The sequence below is a fragment of the Streptomyces tendae genome (assembly GCF_008632955.1).
Taxonomy (GTDB): domain Bacteria; phylum Actinomycetota; class Actinomycetes; order Streptomycetales; family Streptomycetaceae; genus Streptomyces.
Genome location: NZ_CP043959.1, coordinates 5874918 through 5889966 on the forward strand (window position 1 = coordinate 5874918; position 15049 = coordinate 5889966).

The 15049-nt window shown below is 72.7% G+C and carries 8 protein-coding genes and 2 pseudogenes; 3 read left to right on the top strand and 7 right to left on the bottom strand.

From position 1 onward, the window contains the following. Positions 1-33: 33 nt before the first annotated feature. The 4 genes and pseudogenes from F3L20_RS26950 to F3L20_RS34955 form a co-directional block, all read right to left on the bottom strand. Positions 34-945: an ABC transporter permease gene (locus F3L20_RS26950; protein ID WP_206338827.1), complete on the bottom strand. Its 912-nt coding sequence runs from the start codon at positions 943-945 to the stop codon at positions 34-36. After that, a complete protein-coding gene (locus F3L20_RS26955; RefSeq protein ID WP_150156527.1) occupies positions 942-3596 on the bottom strand; it encodes an alpha/beta fold hydrolase in 2655 nt (884 codons plus the stop codon). Before F3L20_RS26955 ends, F3L20_RS26950 begins: the two co-directional genes overlap by 4 nt. A gap of 133 nt (positions 3597-3729) precedes the next feature. Next, complete coding sequence (gene mmsA, locus F3L20_RS26960; protein WP_150156528.1) at positions 3730-5232, bottom strand: CoA-acylating methylmalonate-semialdehyde dehydrogenase; 1503 nt, start codon at positions 5230-5232, stop codon at positions 3730-3732. 203 nt (positions 5233-5435) lie between these two features. After that, positions 5436-5534: pseudogene (locus F3L20_RS34955) on the bottom strand (5-deoxy-glucuronate isomerase); the annotation flags it as partial. Positions 5535-6030: 496 nt separating this feature from the next. On the opposite strand from F3L20_RS34955, the gene F3L20_RS26970 reads away from it, so the two are divergent. Continuing rightward, positions 6031-6222 (top strand): helix-turn-helix transcriptional regulator, encoded by a 192-nt coding sequence (locus F3L20_RS26970; protein ID WP_145827691.1) that lies wholly within the window; start codon positions 6031-6033, stop codon positions 6220-6222. Positions 6223-6287: 65 nt separating this feature from the next. On the opposite strand, the gene F3L20_RS26975 is transcribed toward F3L20_RS26970, so the two are convergent. Beyond that, positions 6288-7331: a zinc-dependent alcohol dehydrogenase family protein gene (locus F3L20_RS26975; RefSeq protein ID WP_150156529.1), complete on the bottom strand. Its 1044-nt coding sequence runs from the start codon at positions 7329-7331 to the stop codon at positions 6288-6290. A gap of 446 nt (positions 7332-7777) precedes the next feature. On the opposite strand from F3L20_RS26975, the gene F3L20_RS26980 reads away from it, so the two are divergent. Further along, positions 7778-8017: a heavy-metal-associated domain-containing protein gene (locus F3L20_RS26980; protein WP_145827689.1), complete on the top strand. Its 240-nt coding sequence runs from the start codon at positions 7778-7780 to the stop codon at positions 8015-8017. Between the two features lie 125 nt (positions 8018-8142). After that, positions 8143-10404, top strand: a complete 2262-nt coding sequence (locus tag F3L20_RS26985) for a heavy metal translocating P-type ATPase (protein WP_150156530.1) — start codon at positions 8143-8145, stop codon at positions 10402-10404. Between the two features lie 754 nt (positions 10405-11158). On the opposite strand, the gene F3L20_RS26990 is transcribed toward F3L20_RS26985, so the two are convergent. Together F3L20_RS26990 and recD2 are read right to left on the bottom strand one after the other, a co-directional pair. Continuing rightward, the gene (locus tag F3L20_RS26990; protein WP_150156531.1) at positions 11159-12448 is read right to left on the bottom strand and encodes a citrate synthase; all 1290 of its coding nucleotides are present in this window, start codon (positions 12446-12448) and stop codon (positions 11159-11161) included. Positions 12449-12550: 102 nt separating this feature from the next. Beyond that, a pseudogene (recD2, locus tag F3L20_RS26995) lies at positions 12551-15020 on the bottom strand (SF1B family DNA helicase RecD2). Between the last annotated feature and the right edge of the window lie 29 nt (positions 15021-15049).

Sequence of the window (15049 nt, forward strand, 5' to 3'; positions counted from 1 at the left end):
GGTTGGCCCGCGTGACGGTCCCGCGGGCCGTGGTCAGGACACGACGTCCTTGCGCACGAACCCCCTGAACGCCAGTGCGAACAACACGAGGGCGTAGGTCACGGACACCGCGGCGCCCTGGATCATCCCGGACCACTCGGGGGTCGGCTGGACGGCGTCCGCCCAGGCGAACTGCCAGTGCGCGGGCAGGAAGTGCCGCCAGTCGCCGAGGGCGGTGACGGCGTCCAGGACGTTGCCGACGATGGTCAGGCCGACCGCGCCGCCGACCGCGCCCAGCGGGGCGTCGGTGCGGGTGGACAGCCAGAACGCCAGCCCGGCGGTGACCAGCTGCGACACGAACAGGTACGCGACGACCACGACGAGCCGTCCGGCGGCGGTGCCCGGGTCGAGCGCCCCGCCGGTCGGGATGTGCAGCGGACCCCAGCCGTAGGCGACGGTGCCGACGGCGAGCGCCACCACCGGCAGCAGCACCATCGCGGCGAGGCTCAGCCCCAGTCCGACGATCAGCTTGGACCACAGCAGCCGCATCCGGGGCACGGGCGCCGCGAGCAGATAGCGCAGGGAGGACCAGCCGGCCTCCGAGGCGACGGTGTCCCCGCAGAACAGGGCGACCGGGATGACCAGCAGGAAGCCCGCCGACACGAAGAGGTTGACGGCGGCGAAGTTGGCCCCGGACGCGGTGGCCGTGTCCATGAGGGTGATCCGGCCGTCGCGGCCCTCGGGTTCGCCGCCGATCGCGAAGGCGATCACCAGCACGAACGGCAGCACGGCGAGGATCGCCCCCATGACGAGGGTGCGCCGACGCTTGAGCTGGCGTACCAGCTCGACCCGGAGGGGCAGGGTGTGGCCGGACCGGTAGCCGGCGGCGGCCTCGACGGGCTCGGGTCCCGTGGGCCCGGGTCCGGTGGGCCCGGCATGCCCGGCCCGCTCGGTGAGCGCGCTCATGCGGAACCTCCGATCAGGGTGAGGAAGGCGTCCTCGAGACGGCGGTGGGGGCCCACCGAGGTCACGGGCACCTCCAGCCGGACGAGTTCCGCGATCAGCCGGGGAGCGGTGCCGTCGGCGTCCAGCCGGACCAGCAGCCCCTCGTCGGTGCGGACGGCGGACGCGATGCCCGGCAGCGCGGCGACCTTCTCGGCGACCGGCTCCTCCACGGGCGTGACGGTGCCAACGAGCAGGGTGTCACCGGAGCCGATGATCTCGTGCACCGGGCCCGCCTGGACCAGCCGGCCGCGGTCCATGACGACGAGGTGGGTGCAGGACTGCTCGACCTCCGCCAGCAGATGGCTGGAGACGATCACCGTGCGTCCGGCGGCGGCGTACCGGATCATCACCTCGCGCATCTCGCGGATTTGCGGCGGGTCGAGGCCGTTGGTGGGTTCGTCGAGGATGAGCAGGTCCGGCAGGCCGAGCATGGCCTGGGCGATGGCGAGCCGCTGGCGCATGCCCTGCGAGTAGGTGCGCACCGCGCGGGCGAGGGCGTCGCCGAGGCCGGCGATCTCCAGGGCCTCGTCCAGGTGGGCGTCCTGAGGCGGGCGGCCGGTGGCGGCCCAGTACAGCTCCAGGTTCTCCCGGCCGGACAGGTGCGGCAGGAAGCCCGCGCCCTCGACGAAGGCGCCGACCCGGGACAGCACGGGCGCGCCGGGGCGCACCGCGTGGCCGAAGACCCGGATTTCGCCGTCGTCGGGCCTGATGAGGCCCATCAGCATGCGCAGGGTGGTGGTCTTGCCGGCGCCGTTGGGTCCGAGCAGGCCGAGCACCTGGCCCTTCTCCACCCGGAACGACAGCTCCCGTACGGCGTACCGGTCGGCGGAGCGGGCGTAGCGCTTGCTCAGGCCGGTGATCTGCAGCGGGACACCGGCCAGCTCCGGGTCGGGGGCCGGGGCGGTGGTGCGGCGGCGGCCGGTGAGCAGCAGCGCGAGGGCGAGCACGGCGCCGGCGACGGGCAGCCACACCACCCAGGCGGGCAGCGGGGCCGCCGCGGTGGTCACGCCGGGGGCGGTGGGCACCGTCAGGTCGCTCTTCAGGGCGACGGAGTACGTCGCGGGGGCGGCCGGGGAGGCGTAGCCGAGGTCGGTGGAGGCGAGGACCAGGCGCAGCCGGTGGCCCTTGCGGACCTCGTGGTCGACGGCCGGGAGGGTGAGCCGTATGTCCTTGCCGGCGCGGGCGCCCTCGACCCGGACCGGGGTGACGAGCTGGGACGGCAGCACCTGCTGCCGGCCGTCCGCGCCGACGTCGTACACCTTGGCGAAGAGGACGGCGTCGTCGCTGGTGGACCTGACCCGCACGGTGACGGTCGGGGAGCCGGTGACGCGCAGGTCGCGGGCGACCGGGGCGGAGTCGAAGCGGGCGTGCTGGCCGGGGAAGTCGAGCGAGACGCCGACGCCGAGGGAGGACAGCTGGGAGAGGCCGCCGGAGCCGCCGATGCCGGGCAGCGCGGACACGGCGGGCGGGTTGGCGCCGGCCGGGTTGGCGAAGCGCTGCTCGCGGCCGGCGAGCGGCACGGACCGGGTGCCGTCGGCCAGGCCCGGGTAGCTGTCGGCGCTCGCGCCGCGCAGCTGGGCCCGTCCGTCGGTGGAGTCGACGCCTCCGGTGCGGGTGACGCGGAAGGCGGGGCCGGTGTCGGCGTTCTTGTCGCCCTTGAGGTACCGGTCGAACCAGGCGCGGACGCGCCCGTGCAGGCGGTCGGTCTCGGGGTCGCCGCCGTCGTGGCCGCCGGCGAGCCAGTCGACGTCGACGGGGGCGCCGTTGGCGCGGATGGCCCGGGCGGCGTCGTCTGCCTGGCCGAGCGGGAACAGGGAGTCGGTCTGACCCTGCATCAGCAGGGTGGGCACGTCGATGCGGTCGGCGACGGCGGACGGCGAGCGGGCTTCGAGGAGGGCGCGGGCCCGGTCGTCCGGCACGCCCGACTCGGCGACCCGCTCGTACATCGCGCACAGGGCGGGCTCGAAGCGGGCGCAGCCGCCGCCGAAGGTGACGAAGGCGCCCGCCCACAGCTTCTTGAAGACGCCACCCGGGAAGAGCGCGTCGGCGAGGTCGAAGTAGGTGATGGCCGGGGCGATGGCGTCGACCCGGTCGTCGTGTCCGGCGCCGAGCAGGGCGACGGCCCCGCCGTAGGAGTTGCCGGCGATGCCCACGCGGGGGTCGCCGGCCTTGTCGAGCCGCACCTCGGGCCGGCCGGCCAGCCAGTCGATGAGCCGGGAGACGTCGGTGACCTCGCCCTCGGGGTCGTTCAGCCCGATCTTCCCGGTGGACCGGCCGAAGCCGCGCGCGGACCAGGTGAGGACGGCGTAGCCGTCGCGGGCGAGGTCCACGGCCTGTTCCCGCACGTCCTCCTTGCTGCCGCCGAAGCCGTGGCCGAGCAGCACGGCGGGGCGCCGGCCGTCGGGTCCGGCGGTGAAGAAGGAGGTGTCGATGCGCACCCCGTCGCCCGTCGTCATGACGCGGTCGGCGCGGCGCACCGGGGGCGCGTCGTCGGAGGCGACGGCGGTCCAGGTGCCGGCCCCGGCGAGCACGACGACGGCGGCCGCGGCGGCGAGGGTCCGCCGGGGCCGCCGTGACCGCAGCCATGGCCGGCCGGGCAGTCGAAGATCCATGCGTCAACCGTACGGGGTCCGCCTGTCGGCCTGTTGCCGCCCGGAGACCGAACTCGGGGACCTCCCGGCGGTGTAGGCGGCAGTGGCCGTGTACCGCGTTCGCGGTACACGGCCACACGCCCCCTGAGCGGGCTCAGTGGTTGCGGGGGAAGCCCAGGTCGACGCCGGACGGGGCGTCGGCCGGGTCGGGCCAGCGGGTGGTGACGACCTTGCCGCGGGTGTAGAAGTGCGTGCCGTCGTTGCCGTAGATGTGGTGGTCGCCGAAGAGGGAGTCCTTCCAGCCGCCGAAGGAGTGGTAGCCGACGGGGACCGGGATCGGGACGTTCACGCCGACCATGCCGGCCTCGACCTCCAGCTGGAAGCGGCGGGCGGCGCCGCCGTCCCGGGTGAAGATCGCGGTGCCGTTGCCGTACGGCGAGGCGTTGATGAGGTCCAGGGCCTCCTCGTACGTCTCGGCGCGCAGCACGCACAGGACCGGGCCGAAGATCTCGTCCTGGTAGGCCTTGGCGGTGGTCGGCACCTTGTCGAGCAGGGAGATGCCGATCCAGTGGCCGTTCTCGTGGCCCTCGACGGTGTGGCCGGTGCCGTCCAGGACGACCTCGGCGCCCTCGGCGGCGGCGCCGGTGACGTAGGAGGCGACCTTGTCGCGGTGGGTCGCGGTGATCAGCGGGCCCATCTCGGAGGCCGGGTCGTTGCCGGGGCCGATCTTGATCTTCTCGGCGCGCTCGCGGATCTTCTCCACCAGCTCGTCGCCGATCGCGCCGACGGCGACGACCGCGGAGATCGCCATGCAGCGCTCGCCCGCCGAGCCGTAGGCGGCGGACACGGCCGCGTCGGCGGCGGCGTCGAGGTCGGCGTCGGGCAGCACCAGCATGTGGTTCTTGGCGCCGCCGAGGGCCTGGACGCGCTTGCCGTTGGCGGAGGCGGTGGTGTGGATGTAGCGGGCGATGGGCGTGGATCCGACGAAGGAGACGGCCTTGACGTCCGGGTGCTCCAGGAGGCGGTCGACGGCCACCTTGTCGCCGTGCACGACGTTGAACACGCCGTCGGGCAGGCCGGCCTCGGCGAGCAGTTCGGCGAGGCGGACCGAGGCGGACGGATCCTTCTCACTGGGCTTCAGCACGAAGGTGTTGCCGCAGGCGATGGCGAGGGGGAACATCCACATCGGCACCATCGCCGGGAAGTTGAACGGGGTGATGCCGGCGACCACGCCGAGCGGCTGCCGGATGGACGCCACGTCCACGCGGCTGGCGACCTGGGTGGACAGCTCGCCCTTCAGCTGCACGTTGATCCCGCAGGCCAGGTCGACGATCTCCAGACCGCGCGCGACCTCGCCGAGGGCGTCGGAGTGCACCTTGCCGTGCTCGGCTGTGATCAGCTCGGCGATCTCGTCGCGGTGGGCGTCGAGCAGCGCGCGGAACCTGAACAGGATCGAGGTGCGCTGGGCGAGCGAGGACTGGCCCCAGGTCAGGTACGCCTCCTTGGCGGCGGCGACCGCGGCGTCGACCTCCTCGACGGAGGCGAAGGCGACCTTGGTGGTGACCTCGCCGGTCGCCGGGTCCGTGACCGGGCCATAGGTTCCCGAGGCGCCTTCGGCGGTCTTGCCGCCGATCCAGTGGTTGACGATCTTCGTCATGACCGAGAACTCCTTCGCAGAGGGCGGCGTCGGGGGGAGACGTGCCGTTCGTACAGCTCGTGTGGTGGTGCCGCGGACGGACGCGCCGGGGCCGCCGCCACGGGTCCATCCCACCAGTGACGGGGTGCCGGGCGGGCCCGACACAGTGTCGGCCGTTCGGGTCCCCGCGTAGACACTTGGGATCTCGGGCGGCCCGGCCCGGGCGGTACCTCCGGCGCGGGGCCGCGGCGGGCGGGGAGTCGTCGCTCGCACCTCGCTCCTGCCAAAGCGAGGCGGCCTTCCGCGCCGGAGGCGATCTGTGACGGGGCGACGCCGTGGTCGCCCCGGGGGCCGGGGAGCGCCCGGCGACGGCGGAGGCTCGCCATGGCGCTCCCTTCGAACGTCGTACCGCCCTGCGGGGTCCGAGGGCTCACCCCGGTTTCTAGCCCCGCTCATGAAGCCCTGTCAATGTTTTGTCCGGACATTCGGACGAGAATGTCACCGCTCCGGGGAAGGGGTGCGGTCCGGGGAGGGAAAGCGGGACGGCGCGGACCGCCGGTACGGGAGGAGACCCCGGCGCGTCAACACGCCCCGCCGGTGTGCCGGAGCGCGCCTGTGCGTCACTCCTGTCACAAACGCGCCCGTCGCGTCACGGGTGTCACACGCGGGCGGCCCTTCCGTCACACCCGCGCACGGCCCCTCTCCATGAGCGGAACGGCTCGTTCTCCCGCACGACGCTTGTCGATCGCCAGCGCGCGCCCGGCTCCCCCTGACGGCCACCCCCGGCCGCCGCCGTGGTGCGCGCGGGGAGGTGCACACATGACCGAGCTGTGGTCGTACAAGGACATCGCGGCCCACATCAAGGTGCAGCCGGAGACCGTGCGTTCCTACCGCAAGCACGGCCTGCTGCCGCCGCCGGACCGGGTGGAGCACGGGAAGCCCTACTGGTACCCCGACACGGTCCGCCGCTGGGTCGCCGCCCGCCCCGGCAACCGGGGGCGCAAGGGCTGACCGCCGCACGCACCGACGCCGTGCCCCACGCCGACCACGCGGGAGCACGGCGTCCGTGCGAGCGCTCAGCTCCAGGGTTCGATCACCGTCACGCCGACGGCCGGGGCGGCGTCCATCGCCGCGAGGGCCGCCGGGACCGCGTCCAGGCCGATCGTGGAGGTGACCAGCAGGTCGGGGCGGAGCACCCCGGCGCGGACCAGGTCCAGCATCGGCGGGTAGGCGTAGGCGGCCATGCCGTGGCTGCCGAGGATCTCCAGTTCCAGGGCGATGGCGCGGGCCATGGGCACGGGGGTCGTGCCCGTCTGAGAGGGCAGCAGCCCCACCTGCACATGACGGCCCCGCCGGCGCAGGCCGTCGACCGAGGCCGCGCAGGTGGCGGGCGCGCCGAGGGCGTCCAGGGAGAGGTGGGCGCCGCCGCCGGTCAGCTCGCGGACCGCCGCGGCGGGGTCGGTCACGGCCGAGGCGTCCACACACGCCGCCGCGCCGAACCGCCGGGCCAGTCCGAGGGCGCCCGGTGACACGTCGACCGCGACGACCCGCGCGCCGGCCGCCGCCGCGATCATCACCGCGGACAGACCCACGCCCCCGCAGCCGTGCACCGCCACCCACTCCCCCGCCGCGACCCGGCCCTGCTGGACCACGGCCCGGTAGGCGGTGGCGAACCGGCAGCCGAGGGAGGCGGCGGTGGCGTACGCCATGCCGTCGGGCACGGCGACCAGGTTCACGTCGGCGTGGTCGAGCGCCACGTACTGGGCGAAGGACCCCCAGTGGGTGAAGCCGGGCTGGGTCTGACGCTCGCACACCTGTTGGTCGCCCGCCGCGCAGGCCGGGCAGGAACCGCAGGCGCACACGAACGGAACGGTGACCCGGTCCCCGGCGCGCCAGCCGGTGACCCGCGCGCCGGCCTCCTCGACGACGCCGGCGAGTTCGTGGCCGGGGACGTGCGGGAGGGTGACGTCCGGGTCGTGGCCCTGCCAGGCGTGCCAGTCGCTGCGGCACAGGCCGGTCGCCTCCACCCGGACCACGACCCCGTGCTCCGCGGGCGACGGGTCGGCCACCTCGCGCACCTCGGCCGGTTCCCCGTACCGCTCGAACACGACCGCTCGCATGACAGACCCGCCTTCCGGTGATCGCCGCTGTCGCGGGCACGCTATCCCGCGGCCGCGGACGGGCGGCTCCCGGGCGTCTGCCCGACGCGGTTCGGGGTCCCAGGGCGCTCCCCCGACAGCCCCCGGTGCCGCGATCCGGGCAACCGGCGGACACGCGGCTCTTCGTGCGGCTCTCGGGGCGGGCCCGCGGGCCGCTCCCGTGTGCGGACGGCCGCCGGAGCGCTCCGGTCCACGGACGACTGCCGGAGCGCTCCCGGAGGCGTTGTGCGGGCACCCGGGGCCGCTGCCCAGGCGCGGCCCGGGGCGCTGGCGGCGACCTGACCACGCCCCGGCAGGCCCTTCGTCCGTGACTCATACCCCCTAGGGGTATAGTGTGAGAGGTAGGGGGTCCTCAGGGACCCCTCCGACCCCCTGCACACCCACCACGCCCCGACGAGGAGAACGACATGACGTCCCAGACCGACACCCAGGGTTCCGTCACCACCGTCTACAAGGTGACCGGGATGAGCTGCGGGCACTGCGAGGGCGCCGTCTCCGGCGAGATCTCGGAGATCCCCGGCGTCAGCTCGGTGACGGCCGTCGCCTCCTCCGGCGAGGTGACCGTGGTCTCCGCGGCCCCGCTCGACGAGGAGGCCGTGCGCGCCGCCGTCGACGAGGCCGGCTTCGAGCTGGCCGGCACGGTCTGACCACCGGGCCCCACCCTTCGAAGGCACCCCGCGCGGCGTGAACCGGGCCGTACCGGCCACCCGGAGTTCGTGGCCCCGGCCCGGCCCGCCGCCGACCGCATCCCGGACGTCCCTGGAGCACGGACATGACCAGCACCACCGCCCCCGAGGCACCGGCGGCCGACCGGCCGGCCCTCTCGGAGGTCGAGCTGCTCATCGGCGGGATGACCTGCGCCTCCTGCGCGGCCCGCGTCGAGAAGAAGCTCAACCGCATGGACGGCGTCACCGCCACGGTGAACTACGCCACCGAGAAGGCCCGGGTCACGTACCGGCCGGGCGTCGAGGTCGCCGACCTGATCACCACGGTGGTCAAGACCGGTTACACCGCCGAGGAGCCGGCGCCCCCGCGGCAGGACGACGAGGAGACCGCCCCCGGGACCGATCCGGAGACGGCGGCCCTGCGCACGCGCCTGATCGTCTCCGCGCTGCTGTCGCTGCCGGTCGTCCTGCTGGCGATGGTTCCGTCCCTGCAGTTCGACAACTGGCAGTGGCTGTCCCTCACGCTCGCCGCGCCCGTAGTGGTGTGGGGCGCCGCCCCCTTCCACCGGGCCGCCTGGACCAACCTCCGGCACGGCGCGGCCACCATGGACACCCTGGTCTCCGTCGGCACCGTGGCCGCGTTCGGCTGGTCGCTGTGGGCGCTGTTCCTCGGCGACGCGGGCGAGCCGGGCATGCGGCACCCCTTCGAGCTCACCGTCGCCCGCACCGACGGCGCTTCCACGATCTACCTGGAGGTCGCCGCCGGCGTCACCACGTTCATCCTGCTCGGCCGCTATCTGGAGGCCCGCTCCAAGCGCCGTGCGGGCGCCGCGCTGCGGGCGCTCATGGAGCTGGGCGCCAAGGACGTCGCCGTCCTGAGAAACGGCCGTGAGGTGCGGGTGCCGGCCGACCGGCTGGCCGTCGGCGACCGGTTCGTGGTCCGCCCCGGGGAGAAGATCGCCACCGACGGCACGGTCGTCGAGGGCGCCTCCGCCGTGGACGCGTCCATGCTGACCGGCGAGTCCGTGCCGGTGGACGTGACCGTCGGCGACACGGTCACCGGCGCCACGGTCAACGCGGGCGGCCGGCTCGTCGTCGAGGCCACCCGGATCGGCGCGGACACCCGGCTCGCGCGGATGGCGAAGCTGGTGGAGGACGCGCAGACCGGCAAGGCGCAGGTGCAGCGCCTGGCCGACCGGATCGCCGGGGTCTTCGTGCCCGTGGTGCTGCTGATCGCGGCCGGCACCTTCGGCCTGTGGCTCGGCAACACCGGGGACACGGTCGCCGCGTTCACCGCGGCCGTCGCCGTGCTGATCATCGCCTGCCCGTGCGCCCTGGGGCTCGCCACACCGACCGCGCTGATGGTCGGCACCGGACGCGGCGCGCAGCTGGGCATCCTCATCAAGGGCCCCGAGGTGCTGGAGTCCACCCGGCGCGTGGACACCGTCGTCCTGGACAAGACCGGGACCGTCACCACCGGCCGGATGTCCCTGCGCACGGCGTACGCCGCCGAGGGCACCGACGAGGGGGAGCTGCTGCGGCTCGCGGGCGCCCTGGAGCACGCCTCCGAGCACCCGGTGGCCCGGGCGATCGCGGCGGGCGCCGAGGAACGCGTCGGCACGCTGCCCGGGGCCGAGCGGTTCGAGAACGTCCCCGGCAGGGGCGTGCGCGGGCGCGTGGCGGGCCGTGAGGTGGTCGTGGGGCGGCTGTCCGAGGTGTTCGGGGAGCTGCCGCCCGAGCTGGCGCGGGCCAAGGAGGAGGCCGAGCGGGCGGGGCACACCGCCGTGGTGGCCGGCTGGGACGGGACGGCACGCGGTGTCCTCGCCGTCGCCGACACCGTGAAGGAGACCAGCGCCGAGGCGGTCCGGGAACTGCGGGCGCTGGGGCTCACGCCGGTGCTGCTGACCGGCGACAACCGGGCCGTGGCCGAGGCGGTGGCGCGCACGGTCGGCATCGACGAGGACCGGGTGATCGCCGAGGTGCTGCCCGAGGACAAGGCCGACGTGGTGCGGCGCCTCCAGGACGAGGGGCGCAGCGTCGCCATGGTCGGGGACGGCGTCAACGACGCGGCCGCGCTGGCCGTCGCCGATCTGGGTCTGGCTCTGGGCACCGGCACGGACGCGGCGATCGAGGCGGGCGACCTGACGCTGGTGCGCGGCGACCTGCGGGTCGCGGCGGACGCGATACGGCTGTCCCGGCGCACCCTCGGCACCATCAAGGGCAACCTGGTGTGGGCCTTCGGCTACAACGTGGCCGCGCTGCCGCTGGCCGCGGCCGGACTGCTGAACCCGATGATCGCCGGGGCCGCCATGGCGTTCTCCTCGGTCTTCGTGGTGACCAACAGTCTGCGGCTGCGGTCATTTCATTGAGGTCTCAAGTTGGGCGGTACCCCTGGAGTCCGGTAAGACCCTCACATAAGCTCTTCACAAGGCTCGCGCATCTTCCTTACGCTTGGGTCCCGTGAGAGGTTTGCGGGCTCCTGCGCATTGTGGGGAGATATGCAAGAGACGCAGATCACAGTGATCTGAACGTAACCATCGAAGGGGTTCGACGGTCTAAGTTGGCGATGTCGGGCAGCGTCTTGGGGGGCGCTTCCTGGCATCTGGAGATGTCTTGGGGGACTTCTCCAGAGTTGCGTTGCCGGGGCACGTGCCCAGGGAAGCTTTGAGCGGCCCTCCCGACGTGCGTTGTCCCGGCAGACCGCACACACCGACGAGTGCGGCGGGTTCAGGTCCGTCCGTACTCACACAGCGATTCAGGCGCTGTCCTCACAAGCGCCCGGCCGGATCCCGTGGGGGGAATCCGCACCGGGACATGGGAAGGCGCCCTGGTACGTCGGCCCGTGGGGGGACCGGCGGCCGGGGCGCCTTTTCCTTGCCTTCTTCTTGTCGGCGGTGACGCGACACGCCGAAGAGGGGCGGGACTGAGCCGGTATGCGGCTCCGCCGCGTGGGCACGACCAGCCACAGCCGGCCCGTGCAACACGACGAAGGGGCGCGGGGCCGAGCCGATATGCGGCTCCGCCGCGTGGGCACGACCAGCCACAGCCGGCCCACAGCCGCCCACACCCCTCCGGCGACGAACTCTCAGGCACTCACGCGCACAACACCCGCACCGGCAGGTGTCAGCGCTCCTCGACGGGAATGAAGTCCCGCTCGACGACGCCCGTGTAGATCTGGCGCGGGCGGCCGATACGGGAACCCGGCTCCTTGATCATCTCGTGCCACTGGGCGATCCAGCCCGGCAGGCGGCCGAGGGCGAACAGGACCGTGAACATCTCGGTCGGGAAGCCCATGGCCCGGTAGATCAGACCCGTGTAGAAGTCGACGTTCGGGTAGAGGCTGCGCGAGACGAAGTAGTCGTCGGAGAGCGCGTGCTCCTCCAGCTTCAGCGCGATGTCCAGCAGCTCGTCGGACTTGCCGAGGGCGGACAGGACGTCGTGCGCGGCGGCCTTGATGATCTTGGCGCGCGGGTCGAAGTTCTTGTAGACCCGGTGGCCGAAGCCCATCAGGCGGACGCCGTCCTCCTTGTTCTTCACCTTGCGGATGAAGGAGTCGACGTCGCCGCCGGCGTCGCGGATGCCCTCCAACATCTCCAGCACCGACTGGTTGGCGCCGCCGTGCAGCGGGCCCCAGAGCGCGTTGATGCCGGCGGAGATCGAGGCGAACATGTTCGCCTGCGAGGAGCCCACCAGGCGGACCGTGGAGGTCGAGCAGTTCTGCTCGTGGTCCGCGTGCAAGATCAGCAGCTTGTCCAGGGCGGAGACGACGACCGGGTCGAGCTCGTACTCCTGCGCCGGGACGGAGAAGGTCATGCGCAGGAAGTTCTCGACGTAGCCGAGGTCGTTGCGCGGGTAGACGAACGGGTGGCCGACCGACTTCTTGTAGGCGTAGGCCGCGATCGTCGGAAGCTTGGCGAGCAGGCGGATGGTGGAGAGGTTCCGCTGCTGCTCGTCGAACGGGTTGTGGCTGTCCTGGTAGAACGTCGACAGCGCGGAGACCACCGACGACAGCATGGCCATCGGGTGGGCGTCGCGCGGGAAGCCCCGGTAGAAGTTCTTGACGTCCTCGTGCAGCAGGGTGTGCTGCGTGATGTCGTCCTTGAACCCCGCCAGCTGGTCGACGGTCGGCAGCTCGCCGTTGATCAGCAGGTACGCGACCTCCAGGAAGGTGGAGCGCTCCGCCAGCTGCTCGATCGGGTAGCCGCGGTACCGGAGGATGCCGGCCTCACCGTCGAGATAGGTGATCGCGGATTTGTAGGCGGCGGTGTTGCCGTAGCCGCTGTCCAGCGTCACCAGACCGGTCTGGGCGCGGAGCTTCCCGATGTCGAAGCCCATGTCACCGACGGTGCTGTCGATCACCGGGTAGGTGTACTCGCTGCCGTCGTACCGCAGTACTACAGAGTTGTCGCTCACGTCTTCCCTCACCGACGTTGTGCCTCATCTTCGAGGTGCCCTGACTGTCTCTACCATCCCCCACTCGGCTCAGGAGAGTGCACTCGGGGTCGACCATCGGGCCTATCGACGGCACTCAGTGCCGCCAACTTGCCCATCCTGCCCCCTGTGTTCCCCATCCGGAAGGCCTGTGTGACCTTCACGACTCATTTGATCGATCATTTTTTTGACGACGCGGCCCTCACAGCGGGCTCCGGGCCCGTCGAGAGGTGCTGCGCACCGGGTCCCCCGCGGGACGAACCGGAACCGGCGGAACGCGGTCCCGCCGCGGACGGACCCGTCCCCGCGAGCCGCATGTCGAGCGCCGTGCACCGGCGGCCGGCGGACAGCGTGCGCACCGCCTGTCCGATCGCCTTGCGGGAGCCGACCAGGACGACCAGCTTCCGGGCCCGGGTCACCGCCGTGTAGAGCAGGTTGCGCTGGAGCATCATCCACGCGCCCATGGTCACCGGGATGACCACGGCCGGGTACTCGCTGCCCTGGGAGCGGTGGATGGTCACGGCGTAGGCGTGCGCCAGTTCGTCCAGCTCGTCGAAGTCGTACGGCACCTCCTCGTCCTCGTCGGTCAGCACGGTCAGGCGCTGGTCGACGGGGTCGAGCGAGGTGACCACGCCGACGGTGCCGTTGAAAACGCCGTTCGCGCCCTTGTCATAGTTGTTGCGGATCTGGGTGACCTTGTCGCCGACGCGGAACACCCGTCCGCCGAACCGCTTCTCCGGCAGGTCGGGGCGGCCGGGGGTGACCGCCTGCTGGAGCAGGCCGTTGAGCGTGCCGGCTCCGGCCGGGCCCCGGTGCATGGGCGCGAGGACCTGCACGTCACGGCGCGGGTCGAGGCCGAACTTCGCCGGGATGCGCCGCGCCGCCACGTCCACGGTGAGCCGGCCGGCCTCCTCGGTGTCGTCCTCGACGAAGAGGAAGAAGTCCTTCATGCCGTCGGTGACCGGGTGCTGACCGGCGTTGATGCGGTGCGCGTTGGTGACCACGCCGGACTGCTGGGCCTGCCGGAACACCCGGGTGAGCCGGACGGCGGGGACCGGGCTGCCGTCGGCAAGCAGATCCCGGAGCACCTCGCCCGCGCCGACGCTGGGCAGCTGGTCGACGTCCCCGACGAACAGCAGGTGGGCGCCCGGCGGCACGGCCTTGACCAGCTTGTTCGCCAGCAGCAGGTCCAGCATGGACGCCTCGTCGACCACGACCAGGTCGGCGTCCAGCGGCCGGTCCCGGTCGTACGCCGCGTCCCCGCCGGGCTTGAGCTCCAGCAGCCGGTGCACGGTGGACGCCTCGGCGCCGGTCAGCTCGGCGAGCCGCTTGGCGGCGCGGCCGGTCGGGGCCGCGAGCACGACCTTCGCCTTCTTGGCCCGGGCCAGCTCCACGATCGACCGTACGGTGAACGACTTGCCGCAGCCGGGTCCGCCGGTCAGCACCGCGACCTTCTCGGTCAACGCCAGCCTGACCGCGGCCTCCTGTTCGGGCGCCAGGTCCGTCCCCGTACGGCCGCGCAGCCAGCCGAGCGCCTTGTCCCAGGCCACGTCCTTGAACGCGGGCATCCGGTCCTGGTCGGTGCGCAGCAGCCTCAGCAGCTGGGCGGCGAGGGCCGTTTCGGCGCGGTGGAAGGGCACCAGGTAGACGGCGGTGACCGGGTCGCCGCCCTGCGGGTCGGGCACCTTCTCCCGTACGACGCCTGGGTCCTCGTCCGGGTCCTCCGGCTCGGCGGCGAGCTCGCCGAGGCACTCGATGACCAGGCCGGTGTCCACCTGGAGCAGCTTCACCGCGTCGGCGATCAGCTTCTCCTCGGGGAGGTAGCAGTGGCCCTGGTCGGTGGCCTGCGACAGCGCGTACTGCAGGCCGGCCTTGACCCGGTCCGGGCTGTCGTGCGGGATGCCGACGGACTGGGCGATCTTGTCGGCGGTGAGGAAGCCGATGCCCCAGACGTCGGCGGCGAGCCGGTAGGGCTGGTTCTTCACCACGGAGATGGAGGCGTCGCCGTACTTCTTGTAGATCCGCACGGCGATGGAGGTGGACACCTCGACGGTCTGGAGGAAGAGCATGACCTCCTTGATCGCCTTCTGTTCCTCCCAGGCGTCGGCGATCTTCTTGGTCCGTTTGGGCCCGAGCCCGGGGACCTCGATGAGCCGCTTGGGCTCCTCCTCGATGATGCGGAGGGTGTCCAGGCCGAAGTGCTGGGTGATGCGGTCGGCGAAGACCGGTCCGATGCCCTTGACCAGCCCCGAGCCGAGGTAGCGGCGGATGCCCTGCACGGTGGCGGGCAGCAGGGTCGTGTAGTTCTCGACGTGGAACTGCTTGCCGTACTGGGGTGCGAGCCCCAGCGTCCCTCCATCCGCAGGGACTCCCCCACCTGGGCGCCGAGCAGCGCGCCGACGACGGTGAGCAGGTCGTCCCCGCCGCGGCCGGTGTCGACGCGGGCGACGGTGTAGCCGTTCTCCTCGTTGGCGTACGTGATGCGCTCCAGCACGCCTTCGAGCGTGGCGAACCGGCGTTCGCCGGCGGGCGGGGCGGAGGGCTGGGTGGGCATGGCTCGACCGTACCGGGGGGCTGTGACAG

What these genes read in the sequence shown, in the direction of transcription:
- F3L20_RS26950 (WP_206338827.1), bottom strand. Translation starts at nt 945, where the DNA reads ATGAGCGCGCTCACCGAGCGGGCCGGGCATGCCGGGCCCACCGGACCC.
- F3L20_RS26955 (WP_150156527.1), bottom strand. Translation starts at nt 3,596, where the DNA reads ATGGATCTTCGACTGCCCGGCCGGCCATGGCTGCGGTCACGGCGGCCC.
- mmsA (WP_150156528.1), bottom strand. Translation starts at nt 5,232, where the DNA reads ATGACGAAGATCGTCAACCACTGGATCGGCGGCAAGACCGCCGAAGGC.
- F3L20_RS26970 (WP_145827691.1), top strand. Translation starts at nt 6,031, where the DNA reads ATGACCGAGCTGTGGTCGTACAAGGACATCGCGGCCCACATCAAGGTG.
- F3L20_RS26975 (WP_150156529.1), bottom strand. Translation starts at nt 7,331, where the DNA reads ATGCGAGCGGTCGTGTTCGAGCGGTACGGGGAACCGGCCGAGGTGCGC.
- F3L20_RS26980 (WP_145827689.1), top strand. Translation starts at nt 7,778, where the DNA reads ATGACGTCCCAGACCGACACCCAGGGTTCCGTCACCACCGTCTACAAG.
- F3L20_RS26985 (WP_150156530.1), top strand. Translation starts at nt 8,143, where the DNA reads ATGACCAGCACCACCGCCCCCGAGGCACCGGCGGCCGACCGGCCGGCC.